This window comes from Reinekea sp. (assembly GCF_982785585.1).
Window position 1 is genome coordinate 47,775 of record NZ_CEYAVF010000009.1, and the last position, 18,752, is coordinate 66,526.

Genomic DNA, 18,752 nt, shown 5'->3' on the forward strand with positions numbered 1-18,752 from the left:
GCCTGCTTTGGGTTGATGATTCCTATTGTTATCAGCTGAGGGATTAGACACCCAGCTGTATTGGGTCACATGCCGATTATTGTTATCCATAGAGTGTAGGTGCTAAATGGACTGTAACCCAGTTTGGCCGGCAGAAAAACTAAAAATGAGTCAACACGCAAACCGACAGGCTTAAAGAACCTAGGGGTGGAGCGGCATTGATCTCCAGACTGGAACCTTAACTGACCTCGATCAGCTCATGACTGTGGCTTATTTCGACGCCACCTTGCTCCAGCATCAGGGATGCACTGCAGTATTTTTTGGCAGACAATTCGATCGCTCGGTGCACTTGGGACTCTTTTAGAGCTCGACCGGATACTAAAAAATGAATATGTATTTTGGTGAATACCGCCGGTACCGTCGTTGCCCGCTCTGCTTGCAACTGAATTTGACAATCCACTACGTCTTGACGGGCTTTTTGCAAAATACCGACCACGTCATAGGCGGTACAACCGCCGAGCCCGACCAGGAGCAATTCCATCGGTGTTGGCCCCTTGGCAGCGTCGGAATCCCGCGCCGCACCGTCGACAAAGCCGGTGAAGCCGCTATTTGACTCGTATGAAAATGCTTTCTCGCCAACCCACTGCAATGATGTTTTCACTTTTAATCGATCTCCTAAAAAATTGAGCGCCATAACGCAGACCCATATTATTGAGCATTGGTACGCAATTGACAGCGCTAATTTTGAAATTTCGGCTAAAGTTGAGTGAGGTAGGTAAAAAGAACATGACTTTTTAAAAGGGGAACTGCGTCAAACAACTGATGTTTGGCCATGGCCAGCTTGCTGTAGCTACCCCATAATAATTGGACAGCTGAGTCATCGCCCGTCGGTGCTGTTCAGCCTTTCAGTAACATTGGAATCCACTTTCTATGCTACATAATACCCTAGAACATAAGCACCTAGATTACTTCCTATCCCAATGTCATCGGCGGCGCTATCCGGCCAAAACTACGCTGATCTATGCCGGGGACAAGAGTGACTCCCTCTATTACATCATCAAAGGCTCCGTTTCGGTCATTATCGAGGAAGATGATGGTCGCGAAATGATTATGGCTTACCTGAATGCCGGCGATTTTTTCGGCGAAATGGGCCTATTCGATTCATTAAATTCCCGATCTGCTTGGATCAAAACCAAAAGCGAATGTGAAGTAGCCGAAATATCCTACTCCAAGTTTCGAGAAATCACCCACAACGACGCCCGCATTCTGTACTTTATTGGTGAGCAGATGGCTACTCGGTTGCGCAACACCACCCGCAAAGTAGGCGATTTGGCCTTCCTCGATGTCACCGGCCGGGTTGCTCGCACCCTGCTCGAGCTGTGCAAACAGCCGGATGCCATGACCCACCCTGAAGGCATGCAGATTAAGATAACCCGGCAAGAAATCGGTCGTATCGTAGGGTGCTCACGCGAGATGGTTGGCCGAGTATTGAAGGGCTTGGAAGAGCAAGGCCTGGTGTCCGTCAAGGGCAAGACCATGGTTGTGTTCGGTTCGCGCGAATTCTTTCAACAGGGCACCTAGGGACTTAAGCTATTAAACGTTATGCAAACATCCCTCAGGGGTGCGTTGGAACGGGGTAACCCACCTTACGCAGCCTAATGCTTGATTCAGGTCAGTGCCTAATGCCTTGTCTGTCGCTAAGGTAGTCAAAACACTGGAGAATCAGATGACACCGGCCAATAAGTGGTATGTGCCTTGGGATGATGCCCTCATCCGCCAATACGATGTCACTGCACCACGCTACACCTCCTACCCGACCGCCGCGCAATTCCAATTATTGGCGCCAAAAAAGGTACAGGAGCATCTTGACCGGCAACGCCCGGTCACTGATCCCCTCTCGCTGTACCTCCATATCCCCTTTTGCCAACATATCTGCTTTTATTGTGCCTGTAATAAAATTGCGACCAAGGATCGCAGCCGGGCAGATGGTTATCTGGATATGATCGAACGGGAAATGGCCCTCCAGGCGCGCAACTTTGGCCATCGACCCATCAGCCAACTGCACCTCGGCGGCGGCACGCCGACCTTTCTCAGCAACGGTCAAATGACCCGACTATTGGATCTGGTCGCGGTCTACTTTGACTGGGACCCAGTAAACCAACCCGGCGAGTTCTCCATCGAGCTGGATCCGCGTGAAACCTCCGATGAGATGCTCCAGCTTTTGCGCCGGCGAGACTTTAATCGGCTCAGCTTCGGGGTTCAAGATTTCGACCCTCGGACCCAGGTTGCGATCAATAGAGTCCAGTCCTTTGAGCTGGTCCAGCACAAGGTCGCAGCGGCCCGGGATCTAGGCTTTAATTCGATCAGCTTTGATCTAATATGCGGTTTGCCACATCAGACCAGTGCATCGTTCGCTCGCACTTGGGAACAGACCCTAAGCCTGAGCCCCGAGCGCATCAGCCTCTATAACTATGCTCATCTACCGGACCGGTTTAAACCGCAGCGGCGCATCGACCCGGCCAGCATGCCGAGCGCCGATACCAAACTGCATATCCTGCGTGACAGCATTGAATTACTGCAACAGGCCGGCTATCTCTATGTCGGCATGGATCATTTCGCCAAACCCAGCGATGCGCTGGCGACAGCCTTGCAAGAAGGCAGCCTGCAGCGAAACTTCCAGGGCTACTCGACCAAGGCCGAAACCGACATGCTGGCCTTGGGCGTCTCGTCTATCAGTCAAATCGATGGTGTTTACCTGCAAAACCATCACGATGTCGAGACCTATGACGCCTTACTGGGTCAATCTCAGCTGGCGATCAATCGAGGAGTTTTTTTAACCGCGGACGACAAGGTGCGCCAGTGGATCATCGGCCAATTGGCCTGCCAGGGTCGACTCTCGCTGACTGAGGTATCGGCCCGTTTTGATATCGATGCGCCGACCTATTTCCGTCACGCCTGGGCCGAGTTGGGTAAGCTGGTAGAGCATGAGCTGGTGACCATCGATGTCGACCTGGTCACGATTCGCCCCCTAGGCCGCCTACTCCTGCGCCCTATTCTGGTAACCTTCGATGCCTACTTCAGGCCCGGCACAGCTGATCGATTTTCCAAAGTCCTTTAATCGTTAGGGCACAAATAACACCTTGATTGGCGCCAATTCCCGACCCCGCACGGCGTCAGCGGGTCGGCGATGAACGGTCCCAGGGCGCCGCTTCGGCATCCGCTATAAAAAACCTATCTGGCCGCTTTCGATGTTTGACGATACACTGCTTTAATGTGCCTTGAGTCCCCCTCCTTTTAAGAGATCAACTATGGATTTTGTCAGTCATTTTCGCAACAGTGCGCCCTATATTCATGCCTACCGTGGCAAAACCTCGGTTATCTGGCTACGGGATCAGGTCCTGGATAACGAACGACTGACATCTATTATCAGTGACCTCACGCTGCTCAATAGCTTGGGGCTGCGTTTGGTGGTGTTGTTTGATGCCGACTGCTTTGCGACCCGGTTAAATGATAAGGAGGCGATCGACGAAACCAGCTTGGACACCCTGGTGGCGGCCATCGGACGCCGCCGTTATGTGATCGAGGCGCTGTTCAGTCAAGGCCTGGCCAATTCGCCGATGCACGGTGCTCGCATCCGCGTGGTAGGCGGAAACTTTGTCATGGCGCGTCCGGCTGGTGTCTTTAACGGTATCGACCTAAAAGCTCAAGGCCGGGTCAGACGAATTGATCATCTGGCCATTCGCGAACACCTCGATAAACAACATCTGGTGTTGATGCCACCATTGGGGTATTCGATCACCGGCGATATCCTCTATTTGCCGCCGGAGCAGTTGCTGATTGAAATCGCCAAACAGATCGGCGCCGACAAGGTCATTATAGTGGGCGACAACCCGCTATCGCTGTCCGATAACCAAAAGGAGATGGGTGTGCCGGCATTGGAACAGATACTCAGCCAGGCGGATCCGAGCACCCCGGCCTACTTGGAACTTCAGGTTGCCGCCCTGGTCAGCCGTGCCGGCATTCCACGCTGTCATGTGATCGATGGCACCGCCGATGGCTCGCTACTGGCTGAGCTGTTTACCCGCGATGGTGTCGGGACCCTGATCGCCCTGGATCAATACGACACCTTTCGCCAGGCACGAATCGAGGATGTTCAGGGTATCCTAGCCTTACTCAGGCCGCTCGAAGAGCAGAATATCTTGGTTCGACGAGATCCGGAAAAGCTGGAAAACGAAATCAATCATTTTTATGTCAATGAACGCGATGGCATGATCATTGGCTGCGCCGCCATCTATAAATTATCCGACGATCAGGCCGAATTGGCCTGTGTCACGGTGCACAGCGATTATCAGAAGAAGGGTCGAGGCGATGCCCTATTGAGTGCCATCGAAAAGCAGGCGCGCAAAGAAAACATCAAGAATCTCTTTGTCTTGACCACCCAAACCGAACATTGGTTTGTTGAACGTGGCTTTAGGCTAGTCAGCGTGCAGGACCTGCCCGAGACGCGCCAAAAGCTGTATAACATTCAGCGCAATTCCAAAATATATATGAAACTGATTCGTTAATAGGGCAAACCATGAACTTGCTACGCGAACCTATCGACGTGCTATTGTTGTCCAATGTGATGCGGGCCGGCGTCGCGGCACTGGTTAAAAGCTTGGCCAGCCAGTTGTCACCCTACGGTATACGCGTCAACAATATCATCCCAGGCTTGATTGCCACCGATCGTATCGCTACCCTCGATGCAGCGCGCTCTGCTCGTTCGGGGATCAGCATCGAGGCCCATCGCGAGCAGGTTTGGGCGCAGATACCGGCTAAACGCTATGGCCAGCCTGAAGAATTTGCCAATGCCGCCACCTTTCTATTGTCGGATGCGGCAAGCTACATCAACGGCACCAGCCTGGTTGTCGATGGTGGCAAAATGAAATCCCTATAGTAACTCGACTGGAGAACCGTCTTGAGTTTTAGTAACCAAATCAAACAGCGCTGGCAACAGGGCACCGCCGTCTGTGTCGGACTGGACCCTCTGCCAGAGTTGTTCCCAGCCGCCGTGAGCGATATTTTCGCCTTTAATAAGGCCATCATCGACGCCACTGCCGACCTGGCCTGCTGCTTCAAACCGCAATTTGCGCACTATGCCGCGGTTGCCGCCGAGCCGGCGCTGAAGCAAACCATCGCCTATATCCGTGAGTTTTACCCAAGCGTTCCGGTCATTTTGGATTCCAAGCGCGGCGATATCGGCTCCACCGCGACGATGTATGCGCGCGAGGCCTTTGAGCACTATCAGGCCGACGCCGTTACGGTGAATCCCTACATGGGTTCGGATACGGTCTTGCCTTTTGCCGACTATGCCGACAAGGGCGTGATTGTCTTATGTCGCACCTCTAACCCCTCCGCCGGTGAGTTCCAAAATCGTCTCATCGATGGCGAACCGCTCTATCTGCATGTGGCGCGCCTGGCCCAAGAACAATGGAATCGACATGGCAATATCAGCCTAGTGGTCGGCGCCACTGCACCTGAGGAGATGCGCCGCATACGCGCGGTCGCCCCGGATCTGCCGTTCTTGGTCCCAGGCATAGGTGCTCAAGGGGGGGATCTTCAAGCAACGGTCGATAATGGTCGCTTCGCCGGCGGTCAGGGCCTAATGATCAACTCATCGCGCGCCATCCTGTACGCCTCGAGCGGGGCAGATTTTGCCCAAGCGGCCCGTGCAGCAACCCTGACACTAAAGAACGCCATCAACCAATTAGCGGAATGACACCGCACCCCTTGGTTTATGGTTCTTGCCGGTGACCCAATAGTTGGTTATCGGCAACCACAAGTCGATCAACGGCCAACAGTTGCGTTAGAGCGCGCAGACCACGCCAGTGCCCTTAAGGCCGCAATAGCCTCTGGGATTTTTGTGTAGATACTGCTGATGGTAGGTTTCTGCATAGTAAAAGGTCGGCGTTGCGCGCAGCTCGGTACTAATTTGACCCAGGGAGTTCAGCGTCAGTTGCTGTTGAAAGGCGTCCAGCGAGGCCTGGGCGACCACCAGCTGGTCTGCACTACCATAGATCGCTGAGCGGTATTGGGTACCGACATCATTGCCCTGGCGCATGCCCTGCGTCGGGTTGTGTGCTTCCCAGAAAACCTTCAGCAGCGTCGTCAAGCCAATCTCATTCGGATCGAACACCACCTGCACTATTTCAGTATGTCCGGTTTGGCCGGAACAGACCTCATCATAGGTCGGGTTCGGTGTGTGCCCACCGGCATAGCCTACAGCGGTGTTCTTAACGCCAGGCAAAGCCCAAAAGAGTCGCTCCGCACCCCAAAAACAGCCCAACGCGAGCCAGACTGAGGCGCAATTATCGGGCACGTGCCGCATATCAATCGCCAAAACGGCGTGCTGAAAATCGAGTTCCATCGCCTGCGCTCGACCCGGCAAACTTTGAGCTACACTCGGTAAGCTGCTGTTATTCGACATATTACACCTCGTTAGTTTTATATTGCGACCCCGCTAGGGCCGCTCTATAGGAATTGTGCCCCACACTTTGGAGACCCGCTATGGAACCTAACAAACGCCGGTTTCAGCGCATCCCGTTCGATGCGCAGATCAGAATGACCCTTACGGACAAAAACCGAGAGCCGATCACCGGGCTGCTCCAAGACATCAGCCTCAAGGGCGCGCTAATCACGGTCAGTAAAGCCTCTACCGTGTTGACGATTGGCCAGCGCGGCGCACTAAAGATACGGCCCGAGCAGAGCGATATCGAATTCAACTTCACCGTCGAGGTCGCCTATGCGTTGTCTGATAAGCCGACCTATGGTCTGAATCTAGTCGGTCTCGATCTAGAATCTGCGAGCTATCTACGCCGTCTAATAGAAGTCAATTTGGGCAATGACGATGGCCTGCAACGTGAATTCAGCCATTTGATAGAGGCCATGGTAGCAGAGCACACTAGCCTTTAGCTCAACAAGGGCTAACGCTTAATTCCAGAGACTATTTTTTTCGCCCAAAACACTGTGCGGCAAGCTGTACAGTAGCAAGTCAATAAAAGGCACAAATAGTGCAGAACACCATTGATGTTTTTCACAAGACGTGTCAGATTTCATAACAACATTAACATTAACAACAATAAGACAAACGGTAACAATCTGTACATGACCCACGGTTTTACGTCGCTGATTAATTCCAAAGGCCAATAGAGGATTATTTTTGAAAGTGAGTCGCAGTCAGCCTGCCTTGGCCTGTTTTTTGATTGACTATTAACGGCAAAAAAACGGTCAGATTGACACTGCCTTTCGGCACCCTAAGGTAAGACTCATGCACTAGATGCAGTAAAGGGACACTCATATGTCCAACAATTATAAGACCGCCTTCCAAAGGGGCTTACTATGACACTTAGAGGAACTCACATGAAACCATTTCAAAAAACACTGGCCGCTGCGCTGGTCGGAACGTCGATATTACTCACCGGCTGTTCATCTGATAATGACGCTGACGCCAGCAACACTGACGCCGCAAACGACACGGCCGAGCTGGCCTTAGGTGTCGCGGCGAGTGTACCCACTATCATCGCGGCGGCGATGCATCCGGTAACGGGCGAGACCTTAGCAGCAGATCAAACCTTTACCTATTGGGCGCTTGACGAGCACAGCTCGTTCGACCCACAGATAGTCGAAGATGTTGCCGGTTCGGACCATGTGCGCAACCTCTTTGAAGGTCTGTTAAGCCAAGATGCCGATGGCAATCTGGTACCCGGCGTCGCAGAGCGCTTCGAAGCCTCTGACGATAAGAAAACCTATACTTTCTTCCTGCGTGAAAATGCCAAGTGGTCCAACGGCGATCCTATTACCGCCAATGATTTTGTCTACGCCTGGCAGCGCGCTGTCGACCCCGTGACTGCATCACCCTATTCCTGGTATATGGAAATCATGGCGATCAAAAACGGCGCCGAAATCATTGCCGGTGAACAACCGGTTGCGAGCTTGGGCGTCAGCGCTGTTGATGACTATACCTTCCAGGTTGAGCTGAGTGAGTCCTTACCCTACTTCCCGATGATGGTCTCTCACTCCACGACCTTCCCGACCCACAAGGCAACCATTGAGCAGTTTGGCAACGAATGGACCAAGCCTGAAAACATGGTCAACAACGGCGCCTATAGCCTGACCGAGCATGTGGTTAACGAACGGGTTGTGATGGAACGCAATAGCAACTATTGGAATGATGCCGAGACCATTATTGAAAAAGTGGTTACGCTGGTCATACCAGATGACAACCAGGGTCTGATCCGCTGGAAAGCCGGTGAACTGGACCGTGGTCCGGTGCCCTCTGGTCAGTACCTAGCCTTGAAAGCAGAATTCGGTGCTGACGTCGCGGTATCTGTACCCAGCCTTTGTACCTACTATTATGCTTACAACCTGAGCGCCAGCGGTTCAGAAGCCCTGAAAGACAAGCGTGTTCGCCAGGCGCTGTCCTATGCCGTCGATCGCTCGATCATCACCGAAAGCATCCTGCAAGCCGGTCAGATCGAAGCCTATACCTTTACACCGGGTGCCACGGCGGGCTTTGAGGTGCCGGATGTCGAGTTTGGTAAACTGACTCAAGCAGAACGGGATGCCAAGGCTATTGAATTGTTAGCGGCGGCCGGTTACGACGAGAACAATCCATTGTCGGTCGAGATACTCTACAACACCTCTGAAGGCCATAAGTCGATCGCAACTGCCATTACCCAGATGTGGAAGTCCAAGCTGGGTGTTAACGCCGAAATGAACAACATGGAGTGGACCACCTTCTTGGAAGAACGCGGCAATCAGAACTTTGATATCTCGCGTGGCGGCTGGTGTGGCGATTACAATGAAGCCTCCACCTTCCTCGATCTGGTGCGCAGCGAATCGGGCTACAACGATGGCAAATGGGTCAACGCCGAAGTCGATCAACTGATGACTCAAGCCAAGACCATGGCCGATCCGAGCGCGAACTATACGCGCATCGAACAGATCGTCGCCGACGAGATGCCACTGATCCCGCTCTACCATTACACCAGCGTCTTTATGCTCGATTCCGAAGTAAAAGGCTGGCCTTACAACAACGTGCAAACCAACTGGTATGCGAAAAACCTGTATAAAGTTGCAGAGTAACGTCGCGTTGCCAAGCTAATAGATTAACACCGCCGCTGGCGGTGTTTTCTGTTACAGGGCTGAAAAACGCTGGCGAGCTTGTCGTCAACCAGATACCTCATCCCATCGGCACCCGCAGTGGCGTATTTATAAATAATAGTGAAAAACTGAATTTTATTTATCTAATGGCGCTCGCCCAGAGGTATGTCTGAGGCGAAGATGCGCGTTTTTTGACACCGGTTAGACTAGGATAGATCTTATGTTCAGTTTCATTTTCAAGCGTTTGCTTACCGCGATCCCGACGCTGCTGATTCTTATAGTAGTATCCTTCGTACTGATGCACAGTGCCCCCGGCGGTCCCTTTAGCCGAGAGAAGAAACTGCCTGCTCAGGTTCAAGCCAATATCGAAGCGAAGTACGGTCTCGATAAACCATATAGCGTACAAATTTTGAACTATGTCAGCGGCATTGTTTTCCATTTCGACTTTGGCCCGTCCTTTAAATATAAGGATCGCAGCGTCAATGATCTGGTCCGGGCTGGCTTTCCCGTGACCCTGACCTATGGCTCAATATCCGCCCTAGTGGCGGTTTTATTTGGCGTGACCATGGGCGTTATCGCGGCTCTGAATCACAACACGTGGAAAGACTATGCCGCGCTCAGTTTTACCTTTTCGGCCCAGGTGTTGCCTAACTTTGTGATGGCCCCGCTGCTGGTGCTGTTCTTCACTCTCTATTTGGGCTGGCTCCCCGGGGGTGGCTGGAACGGTGGCAAGCCGGAATACATCATCCTACCGGTAATCGCCTTATCAACCAGCTATATGGCAACCATTGCCCGTATTACTCGCTCCTCCATGTTGGAGGTGCTCAATTCTAACTTTATCCGCACGGCTAAGGCTAAGGGCTTGCCCTACAGTCGCATCGTGTTCAAGCATGCGCTCAAACCGGCCTTGCTGCCCGTCTTGTCTTACTTAGGACCGGCGATGGTCGGCCTGATCACCGGCTCGGTGGTCATCGACCAGTTTTTTACCACCGGCGGTATCGGGGTATTGTTTGTTAATGGCGCCTTGAGCCGAGATTACTCGACCATTATGGGCATCACCATTTTAGTCGGCGCACTCACCATCTTGTTAAATTTAGTGGTCGACGTGCTATACGCCTGGATCGATCCAAAAATTCGTTATTAAGACAGTAAGGACCGGCAATGATTGTCAATCAGAAGAAAATGTCCGACCTGGCTGAACACCTGTTACAGGCCGAGGAAGTCCAAGGTCGCTCCCTGTGGGCCGATGCCTACAGTCGCTTTCGCCGCAATAAGGCTGCGCTAACCGGCGTGATCACGCTGGTCCTGGTCGTGTTGTTCGCCCTGATCGGGCCGCTCTTTGCCCAATACAGCAACGAAGAAATCGACTGGGCGGTGATCGGCCAGGTCAAGCAACTGGGTGCGCCCTCCTTTACCTCAGGGCATTATTTTGGCACCGATGATCTGGGTCGCGATCTCTTCGCGCGCGTCATTCAAGGCACCACGGTCTCGCTGATGGTTGGCTTTATCGGCTCCTTTGTCGCGGTGATTGTCGGCACGCTCTATGGCGCGGTGGCAGGCTATACCGGGGGTCGGGTCGATAACTTTATGATGCGACTGGTCGATATCCTGATGTCGATTCCCTATATGTTCGTGTTGATTATTATGTTGGTTATCTTTGGTCGCTCGATTGAAATGCTCTTTCTCGGCATCGGTCTGGTGTCTTGGTTCGATATGTCACGTATCGTCCGAGGTCAAACCCTGAGTATTAAAAACAAAGAATATATCGAGGCGGCTATTGCCGCTGGGGTGTCCAACTTCACCATCATCTTGCGCCACATAGTGCCCAACCTGATCGGCATCGTCGTGGTGTATGCCTCTCTTTTAGTGCCAGGTTTTATTATGGCCGAATCCTTTATTTCCTTTCTCGGCCTGGGCATTCAAGAACCGGCGACGTCCTGGGGCGCGCTGATTAACCAGGGGTCGCGCACAATGCAATACGGCACCCTGTGGCAACTGTTGTTTCCGCTGTTTTTCTTTGTCATCACACTGTTTAGCATGTTCTTCATCGGCGATGGTTTACGCGATGCCCTCGATCCAAAAGATCGCTAATTAGGAGCGCACAATGAGTTTATTAGAAGTTAAGGACCTCGGCGTTCAGTTCCAAACCGGTGATGGCGTTGTCAGTGCGGTAAACGGCGTGAACTTCACCATAGCGGCCGGCAAAACCTTGGCCATAGTGGGTGAGTCCGGTTCGGGCAAAAGCCAAACGGCCTTTGCTATCATGGGCCTATTGGCGCAAAACGGCTGGACCACCGGCAGCGTGAAGTTTAACGGGCTGGAAATTTTAAACCTGCCGGAGCAGGGCCTGAACAAGATCCGCGCCGAACAGATTGCGATGATCTTTCAAGATCCGATGACCTCATTGAACCCCTATATGAAAGTCAGTGAACAGTTGATGGAAGTGCTGATACTGCATAAGGGCATGGACCGCAAAACCGCTCTGGAGGCGTCGATTCGGATGCTCGATGCGGTCAAGATTCCCGAAGCCCGGTATCGGGTGCACCTGTATCCCCATGAGTTTTCCGGTGGCATGCGCCAACGGGTGATGATTGCCATGGCATTGCTGTGTCAGCCGAAGCTATTGATTGCCGATGAACCGACCACCGCGTTAGATGTCACGGTACAGGCTCAGATTATGGCTCTACTCAACGATCTGCAACGCGACTTTGGTACCGCCATCGTGCTCATCACCCATGACTTAGGGGTCGTGGCCGGTTCGTGTGAAGACACCCTAGTTATGTATGGCGGCCAAGTAATGGAGTTCGCCAGCACCCAAGATATTTTCAAGAGCCCATCCCACCCCTATACCCGCGGCCTGTTATCGGCCATCCCGCGGCTCGATCAGCGCGGTGCGCGGCTCAATACCATACCCGGCAATCCGCCCAATATGTTACACAAACCAACCGGCTGCCCCTTTGCCGAACGCTGCGGCAATGCCAGCGATCATTGCCTGAATGAATTGCCCGAAATAGTCTTTTATGACGGCAACCGGCAACGTGCTTGCCATAAGCCGGCGGAGGAATTGCAATGACCCAGGCACGCGAAAAACTGTTGGCGGTCGAGGACCTCAAGGTCTATTTCGATATCTACCCGGCCAACGCCATGCCCTGGACCAAACCGCACAAGCTGAAAGCGGTCGATGGGGTCAGTTTTGACATCTACGCTGGGGAAACCCTAGGCATTGTCGGCGAATCCGGCTGTGGTAAGAGTACCTTGGCACGGGCGGTGATCAAGATGGTGCCCGCCGAAGCCGGTCAGGTGCTCTGGTTAGGCCAGGATTTGCTGACGCTGAGCAAGAAAAAAATGCAGGCCGCACGCAAAGATCTGCAGATGATCTTCCAAGATCCCTTGGCCTCACTCAATCCGCGCATGACCATCGGCGATATTATTGCCGAACCGCTCAAGACGCACTATCCGGCGATGCCGACGCCTGAACGCAAGCTCAAGGTGAAGGAGATGATGGTCAAGGTGGGTCTGCTGCCGAACCAGATCAATCGTTACCCACATGAGTTTTCCGGCGGTCAGTGCCAGCGCATCGGCATCGCCCGGGCGCTTATTCTCAAGCCGAAACTGATTATTTGCGATGAGCCGGTATCCGCCCTCGATGTCTCGATTCAAGCCCAGATCGTCAATCTATTGATGGATCTGCAGGCCGAAATGGGTCTATCGCTGATCTTTATCGCGCACGACCTGAGCATCGTGCAACACATCAGTACTCGAGTAATGGTGCTCTACCTGGGCAATGTCTGCGAAATCACCAGCAGCGAGCAACTCTATGCCCGGCCGCGGCATCCCTATACTCAAGCACTGATTTCGGCGGTACCCATTCCCGACCCGGAAATTGAACGCAACAAGAAGTTGATCTTGATCGAAGGCGACCTGCCCTCGCCGATCAATCCCCCCTCAGGTTGTGTGTTTCGCACCCGCTGCCATAAGGTACAGCCAAAATGCTCCGAACAGCGCCCGCCCTTAGCCGATTTGGGCGCAGATCATCGGGTCGCTTGCTTCTATCCAGCAGGTTAGATCGCTGTTAAAGCGGTCAATACAGGCCGCCACAGCGGTCTTTGCTGACCCTGTATCGGGTTCGATGCGAATAGACAAACACCGCCGTGCAAAAAACACACTTACCTTGTTAATCAGAAGGGTTAAGATAAGCTAACTTGACTCACAGTGCAGGACTTTCATATGCCGCAATATCGTTCAAAAACTTCCACCTCGGGTCGCAATATGGCCGGCGCTCGGGCGCTATGGCGTGCGACGGGTATGCAAGACGATGACTTTCAAAAGCCAATCATTGCCGTGGTCAACAGCTTCACCCAATTTGTGCCGGGCCATGTCCACCTAAAGGACATGGGTCAGCTGGTTGCACGCCAGATCGAGAAGGCCGGCGGCGTCGCCAAAGAATTCAATACCATTGCGGTCGATGACGGTATCGCCATGGGTCACGACGGCATGCTCTATAGCCTGCCATCGCGCGAGATCATCGCCGATTCGGTCGAGTACATGGTCAACGCCCATTGCGCTGATGCCATGGTGTGTATTTCCAACTGCGATAAGATCACCCCAGGCATGCTGATGGCTGCCATGCGAGTCAATATTCCGGTAATTTTTGTCTCCGGTGGCCCGATGGAAGCCGGCAAGACCAAGCTGGCCGATCACGGCCTGGATCTGGTCGATGCCATGGTTATCGCCGCCGATGACAATGCCACCGATGAAGAAGTCGCCGAATATGAGCGTAGCGCCTGCCCAACGTGCGGTTCGTGCTCGGGCATGTTTACCGCCAACTCGATGAACTGCCTGACTGAGGCTATTGGCCTATCACTGCCGGGCAACGGCACAACTCTCGCGACCCACTCCGATCGCAAGCAGCTGTTCGAGCGCGCCGGTCAGCTGATCGTTGAAATCACCAAAGACTATTATGAAAACGACAATGAGAACAGGTTGCCGCGTGTCATTGCCGGGTTCAAGGCACTGGAAAACGCCATCACGCTCGATGTTGCTATGGGCGGTTCAACCAACACCATCTTGCATTTGCTGGCCATCGCGCAAGAAGGTGAGATCGACTTTGACTTAAAAGATATAGACCGAATTTCCAAGACCGTGCCCCAGCTGTGCAAGGTTGCACCCAACATTCAGAAATACCATGTCGAGGACGTCCATCGGGCAGGCGGTATCTATGGCATTCTCGGCGAGCTCGATCGGGCCGGAAAGTTACACACCGATTTGCCGACCGTGCACTCGGCCACCCTGGCCGACGCGTTAAAAACATGGGATATCATGCAGAACAATGATCCCGCGATCGCCGAATTCTATAAGGCCGGTCCAGCCGGCATCCCGACCCAAACCGCGTTCAGCCAGTCCACCCGTTGGCCCACGCTGGACGGCGATCGGGCTCAAGGCTGCATCCGTTCCATCGAACACGCTTACAGCCAGGAGGGCGGCCTGGCCATCCTCTATGGCAATCTGGCGCAGGACGGTTGCGTGGTCAAAACCGCCGGGGTCGATGAAAGTGTGCACAAGTTCACCGGACCGGCGCGGATCTTTGAAAGCCAAGACTCAGCCGTATCCGGCGTACTCGACGGCAGCGTGTTACCCGGCGATGTCGTGGTTATCCGCTATGAAGGACCCAAGGGCGGACCGGGCATGCAGGAAATGCTCTACCCGACCAGCTATCTGAAAGCCAAGGGTCTCGGCCAAGCCTGTGCCCTGCTGACCGACGGTCGTTTTTCCGGCGGCACCAGTGGACTGTCCATTGGCCATATTTCGCCTGAAGCGGCCTCCGGTGGAAATATTGCCTTGATCGTTGAAAATGATCCGATCGAGATCGATATTCCCAATCGGGGTATCAACCTGATGATCAGCGATGCGGATCTCGCGGCCCGTCGTGAGGCCATGAATGCCCTCGGCGCGCAAGCGTGGAAGCCGACCGAAGTGCGCACCCGCAAAGTCTCGCGCGCGCTCAAGGCCTACGCCCTATTGGCGACCAGTGCCGACAAGGGTGCGGTGCGCAACGCCGAGATGCTCGACGACTGATCGCATTGGGGTTTCGGTTGCTGTTTGCGCTGCGCGCGAGCAGGCCGAACCCGCGTCAGAAACACCAGTTAAGGCGGGATGTGCAGCACCATGGCACCCCGCTTTTTGTTTTTTTACACCGAGGTAGATTGCTTGAATCCCGTCCTCTTGAGTCCTGTCGCATTCAATCGCAACGTTGCGCGCCGACTGGCCCTATTCGCTGCTAGCCTGCTCGTGCTGGTCAGCGGCTTTAGCGGGTTCAATTGGTTGCGCTTCTCGCCCGAACAATGGCTCAGCGCGCACCTGCCTCCGAACACCCTGGTTTCGATCCACGCTCAGGCCGATCAGCAGCGCATGGGCACCGCGCTCAGTTGGCAGCAATTGCAGGTCGAATGGGACGATCGGTTTTTTACCGCCGAACGGGTCGAGCTGAACTTCAATCTGCTCTCAGTTCTGCTCGGTAAGCCCCGAGCCGAATCGCTGAGCTTCAGTTCACCCCTGCTCAGTTTGCCGCAACAGCCAGTGGATACCGCCCTATTGCGCTTACTCATTGCCTTGGGTGCACACCAGCTGACGATCACCAACGGCGCTATTGCCAACGGTCAGCACGAGGTGCAGCACCTGGAGCTGTCGATGATCCGTAACGGTGCCTTCGGGGAATATGCCGTGCAAGCCTCGGGTCAAATCGACAGTGGGCCGTTGAGTGCCCGGCTAAACTATTCGCTGCTTATGGGCCTAGACGGACAAGACCGACTGGTACTGGGTAAGAATCAATTCGATGGCCAGATCAACATCGAGAACTGGAGTGCTCGGCTAGCCGGTAAGATTAAGTCGCTGATTATCGCCGCCGATGGTGATCTTGAATTCAGCTTTATCAATTGGTCATCGGCCTGGCAAAACACTAGCGTCGCGGATCCGATCAAGCTCGATTGGGCTGGGGGCATCAGTGCCGGCACCTGGGCCCAAGAGCAGTTACAGGTGGCCAAGTTTGACTCGGCCATCGCCTATGTCGATGACCAAGATATCGGTCATACGCTCGCGATGCAGTCGAACGAGGCTCGGCTAAAAGACGGCCAAGTGGTCGGTCAGGTCGGTCTATCGCTATTGGCCAATTTCCCCGCGGGTAGCCCTTGGCAGAGTTACAACCTGGTGATGACCGGCACGGTCGAGGAGGGTGCCGCCCTGCTCGACTGGCGCGATCCGCAAGTGCTGTTGGCGACCATCGCCGCCAACCAAGAGCAGAACAGTCATCTGCTCACGATGCGCCGCCTGAGTATCGACCGGGCCGCCGGCCGCTGGCTGTTTGATGATGGTGACTGGACCGCGCAACGCGCCGAGCGCATCATCGGCGACTATGGCTTTGGCCGTCTCGCCGGCAACTGGCCGAGCCTGGAGATTACCGAAGCTCCGACCATCGCGGCGCAATTGCAGCCCCCACTCACCCTGATCGCGTCTGACGTAGAATATTTAAATGCATTGTTCAACCGCCTGGTTCCGTAAACAAAGTCTCGCCTGGTACGACCAAAACGGCCGTAAAACCCTGCCCTGGCAGCAGGGCAAGACGGCTTATCGCGTTTGGCTGTCTGAAATCATGTTGCAACAAACCCAGGTCACGACCGTTATCCCCTATTTCGAGCGTTTCCTGCTCGCCTTTCCGACCGTGGCCGATTTGGCCGCGGCTCATGAAGACGAGGTGCTGCATCTGTGGACCGGTCTGGGCTATTACGCCCGGGCACGTAACCTGCATCGAAGCGCGCAACAGGTGGTCCAGGAATGGGGTGGCCAGTTCCCGCAGCAAGCGGAGCAACTGATTACCCTGCCGGGCATTGGTCGTTCAACCGCCGCGGCCATCGCCAGCTCGGTATTCAATGTCCGGGCGGCCATTCTCGATGGCAATGTTAAACGTGTGCTGAGCCGCTTCTTCGCGCTACAAGATTGGCCCGGCACCCGCCAGTCGCAAGACCAGCTCTGGCTCTGGAGCGAAACCCTGACCCCAAGTGCCCGGGTTGCCGATTACAACCAGGTGATGATGGATCTTGGCGCACTGATCTGCACGCGCACTAAGCCGGCGTGCGAACGCTGTCCACTGGCGGCCAAATGCCTGGCCCGGCAAAGCGGGCAGACGGCAAGCTTGCCAGTCGCCAAACCGAAGCAGATCAAGCCGATTAAGCATACCCATCTGTTGATGCTGCAAACACCCGATGGCCATGTCCAGTTAAGCAAACGACCCAATTCCGGGATCTGGGGTGGCCTGTACAGCTTTCCGGAATTTGCCGACCTCGACGCGCTGGAGGATTTTTGCCAATCCTACAAGTTGGTCAAGGCGCTCGATGCCTGGCCGGTGTTCCGCCACAGCTTCAGTCATTACCATCTGCAGATCACTCCGGTACTGGCCGCGATACGTCGACCCTTGAACGAGGTGCGCGAGACCGAACAGCTCTGGTATAACCCGCTGTTGCGCCCTGACGAAGAACAGGCCGTTGGCCTGCCAGCACCGATCGCGAGCCTGTTACAAAAACTGGCACAGGCACTGTGAGCGCGATTGGGCAGGGGCTGCCAGCCAAAAGCCCGCTCAAGGCCATTCTCCGAATTGCCATCCCGGTCAGCCTGCAGGCGCTCATCAGCTCATCGCTGAGCTTTGTTGATATCTATATGGTCAGCTCATTGGGCGTCAACAACATCGCCGCCGTCGGGCTGATCAGCAAGGTTTATTTCGTCTTTATTGTCGCACTGTTTGGTCTGACCAGCGGCATTTCCATCCTGGTCGCCCAATATTGGGGCTCCGGACGCAAGTTGGCGGTCAATGGCTTGCTCTTTGCCGGCCTGATGTGGGTCGCCTTAGTCACCGTACCGCTGGCCCTGCTTGGCTTCTTTGCCAGCCAACCGCTGGCGGCCTTATTGAGCCCGGATGCGGCGGTGGTGCAAATCGCTGACCTCTATTGGCGCTGGACCTCACCCTTTATACTGCTCACTGGCATCAGCATGGTCCTGGCCACCGTTCAGCGCTCGACCGGTGACAGCCTCTGGCCTATGGTTGCCTCGGTCATTGCCCTGCTCAGCAACACCGGCATGAACTACCTGGTACTCTTTGGCCCAATCGAGGCGTTGCGCATCGGCATGCCTGGGGTGGCGCTGGCAACCAACATCTCGCGCTTATTGGAAGTCAGCCTGCTGTTAATTGTGCTGATACGCCATCTGCGCCCGACCTGGGTCTGGCAACGTCAAGCCATCGCGCAAATCTGGCATCAAGGCAAGGTCCTGACAATTCAGGAAGCCCTCTGGTCGGCCGGTATTTTTGCCTTCTTTATTGTCTATTCCTATATGGGCCCAAATGAACTGGCGGCGATGAGCCTGCTGTCACCCATCGAGAACATGTTGGTTGATGTTTTTATCGGCTTTGGTGTGGCCACAGGGATTCTGCTGGGTCAGCATCTGGGGCGCAACGAGTTTGACGAGGCTTGGGCCTTGAACCAGTATGTCTTAACCCGATTTCCACTCGCGGCGCTGGTATTTGCCTTTGTCATGATGCTCTTGAGTCAATTTTTTATCGCCCAATTCAGCGGTATCAGCGAGTCGGT

17 protein-coding genes are annotated in these 18,752 nt (G+C 54.3%); 15 read left to right on the top strand and 2 right to left on the bottom strand.

Annotated elements, in window-relative coordinates:
* Positions 1-217: 217 nt before the first annotated feature.
* Entirely contained in the window at positions 218-640 is a 423-nt protein-coding gene (locus AC4FIC_RS05665; RefSeq protein WP_193437305.1) for an OsmC family protein, read from the bottom strand.
* 269 nt (positions 641-909) lie between these two features.
* Here AC4FIC_RS05665 and crp point away from each other — a divergent pair, with 269 nt between their 5' ends.
* The 5 genes from crp to pyrF all read left to right on the top strand — a co-directional run bounded on the left by crp (position 910) and on the right by pyrF (position 5,737).
* Positions 910-1,560, top strand: a complete 651-nt coding sequence (crp, locus tag AC4FIC_RS05670; RefSeq protein WP_100258054.1) for a cAMP-activated global transcriptional regulator CRP — start codon at positions 910-912, stop codon at positions 1,558-1,560.
* A 145-nt stretch (positions 1,561-1,705) separates the two neighbouring features.
* The gene (hemN, locus tag AC4FIC_RS05675) at positions 1,706-3,097 is read left to right on the top strand and encodes an oxygen-independent coproporphyrinogen III oxidase (protein WP_100258055.1); all 1,392 of its coding nucleotides are present in this window, start codon (positions 1,706-1,708) and stop codon (positions 3,095-3,097) included.
* 190 nt (positions 3,098-3,287) lie between these two features.
* Positions 3,288-4,544, top strand: coding sequence for an amino-acid N-acetyltransferase (gene argA, locus AC4FIC_RS05680; protein ID WP_100258056.1), 1,257 nt, complete (start codon positions 3,288-3,290; stop codon positions 4,542-4,544).
* An 11-nt stretch (positions 4,545-4,555) separates the two neighbouring features.
* Positions 4,556-4,915: an SDR family oxidoreductase gene (locus tag AC4FIC_RS05685; RefSeq protein ID WP_273285914.1), complete on the top strand. Its 360-nt coding sequence runs from the start codon at positions 4,556-4,558 to the stop codon at positions 4,913-4,915.
* Between the two features lie 21 nt (positions 4,916-4,936).
* On the top strand, positions 4,937-5,737 hold the full coding sequence (gene pyrF / locus AC4FIC_RS05690) for an orotidine-5'-phosphate decarboxylase (RefSeq protein ID WP_100258058.1): 801 nt from the start codon (positions 4,937-4,939) through the stop codon (positions 5,735-5,737).
* A gap of 87 nt (positions 5,738-5,824) precedes the next feature.
* Here pyrF and msrA read toward each other — a convergent pair whose 3' ends face one another.
* The gene (msrA, locus tag AC4FIC_RS05695; RefSeq protein ID WP_100258059.1) at positions 5,825-6,445 is read right to left on the bottom strand and encodes a peptide-methionine (S)-S-oxide reductase MsrA; all 621 of its coding nucleotides are present in this window, start codon (positions 6,443-6,445) and stop codon (positions 5,825-5,827) included.
* Positions 6,446-6,525: 80 nt separating this feature from the next.
* Between msrA and AC4FIC_RS05700 the strand changes: the two genes are divergently transcribed.
* The 10 genes from AC4FIC_RS05700 to AC4FIC_RS05745 all read left to right on the top strand — a co-directional run.
* The gene (locus tag AC4FIC_RS05700) at positions 6,526-6,930 is read left to right on the top strand and encodes a PilZ domain-containing protein (protein ID WP_100258060.1); all 405 of its coding nucleotides are present in this window, start codon (positions 6,526-6,528) and stop codon (positions 6,928-6,930) included.
* A gap of 447 nt (positions 6,931-7,377) precedes the next feature.
* Positions 7,378-9,102 (top strand): peptide ABC transporter substrate-binding protein, encoded by a 1,725-nt coding sequence (locus tag AC4FIC_RS05705; RefSeq protein WP_100258061.1) that lies wholly within the window; start codon positions 7,378-7,380, stop codon positions 9,100-9,102.
* A 238-nt stretch (positions 9,103-9,340) separates the two neighbouring features.
* Complete coding sequence (gene oppB, locus AC4FIC_RS05710) at positions 9,341-10,264, top strand: oligopeptide ABC transporter permease OppB (protein WP_100258062.1); 924 nt, start codon at positions 9,341-9,343, stop codon at positions 10,262-10,264.
* Positions 10,265-10,281: 17 nt separating this feature from the next.
* On the top strand, positions 10,282-11,211 hold the full coding sequence (locus AC4FIC_RS05715) for an ABC transporter permease subunit (protein ID WP_193437306.1): 930 nt from the start codon (positions 10,282-10,284) through the stop codon (positions 11,209-11,211).
* Between the two features lie 13 nt (positions 11,212-11,224).
* Positions 11,225-12,193 carry an oligopeptide/dipeptide ABC transporter ATP-binding protein gene (locus tag AC4FIC_RS05720; protein WP_476194861.1) on the top strand — a complete coding sequence of 323 codons (969 nt, stop codon included), beginning with the start codon at positions 11,225-11,227 and terminating at the stop codon, positions 12,191-12,193.
* Positions 12,190-13,185: a murein tripeptide/oligopeptide ABC transporter ATP binding protein OppF gene (gene oppF, locus AC4FIC_RS05725; protein ID WP_100258064.1), complete on the top strand. Its 996-nt coding sequence runs from the start codon at positions 12,190-12,192 to the stop codon at positions 13,183-13,185. The genes AC4FIC_RS05720 and oppF overlap by 4 nt, the downstream gene beginning before the upstream one ends.
* Before the next feature lie 162 nt (positions 13,186-13,347).
* Positions 13,348-15,195 carry a dihydroxy-acid dehydratase gene (gene ilvD, locus AC4FIC_RS05730; RefSeq protein ID WP_273285912.1) on the top strand — a complete coding sequence of 616 codons (1,848 nt, stop codon included), beginning with the start codon at positions 13,348-13,350 and terminating at the stop codon, positions 15,193-15,195.
* A 90-nt stretch (positions 15,196-15,285) separates the two neighbouring features.
* Positions 15,286-16,674: an AsmA family protein gene (locus tag AC4FIC_RS05735; protein ID WP_273285911.1), complete on the top strand. Its 1,389-nt coding sequence runs from the start codon at positions 15,286-15,288 to the stop codon at positions 16,672-16,674.
* Positions 16,646-17,710, top strand: coding sequence for an A/G-specific adenine glycosylase (gene mutY, locus AC4FIC_RS05740; protein ID WP_273285910.1), 1,065 nt, complete (start codon positions 16,646-16,648; stop codon positions 17,708-17,710). Before AC4FIC_RS05735 ends, mutY begins: the two co-directional genes overlap by 29 nt.
* On the top strand, positions 17,707-18,752 hold a 1,046-nt coding region (locus AC4FIC_RS05745), incomplete at its 3' end, for an MATE family efflux transporter (RefSeq protein ID WP_273285909.1). The genes mutY and AC4FIC_RS05745, both read left to right, overlap by 4 nt.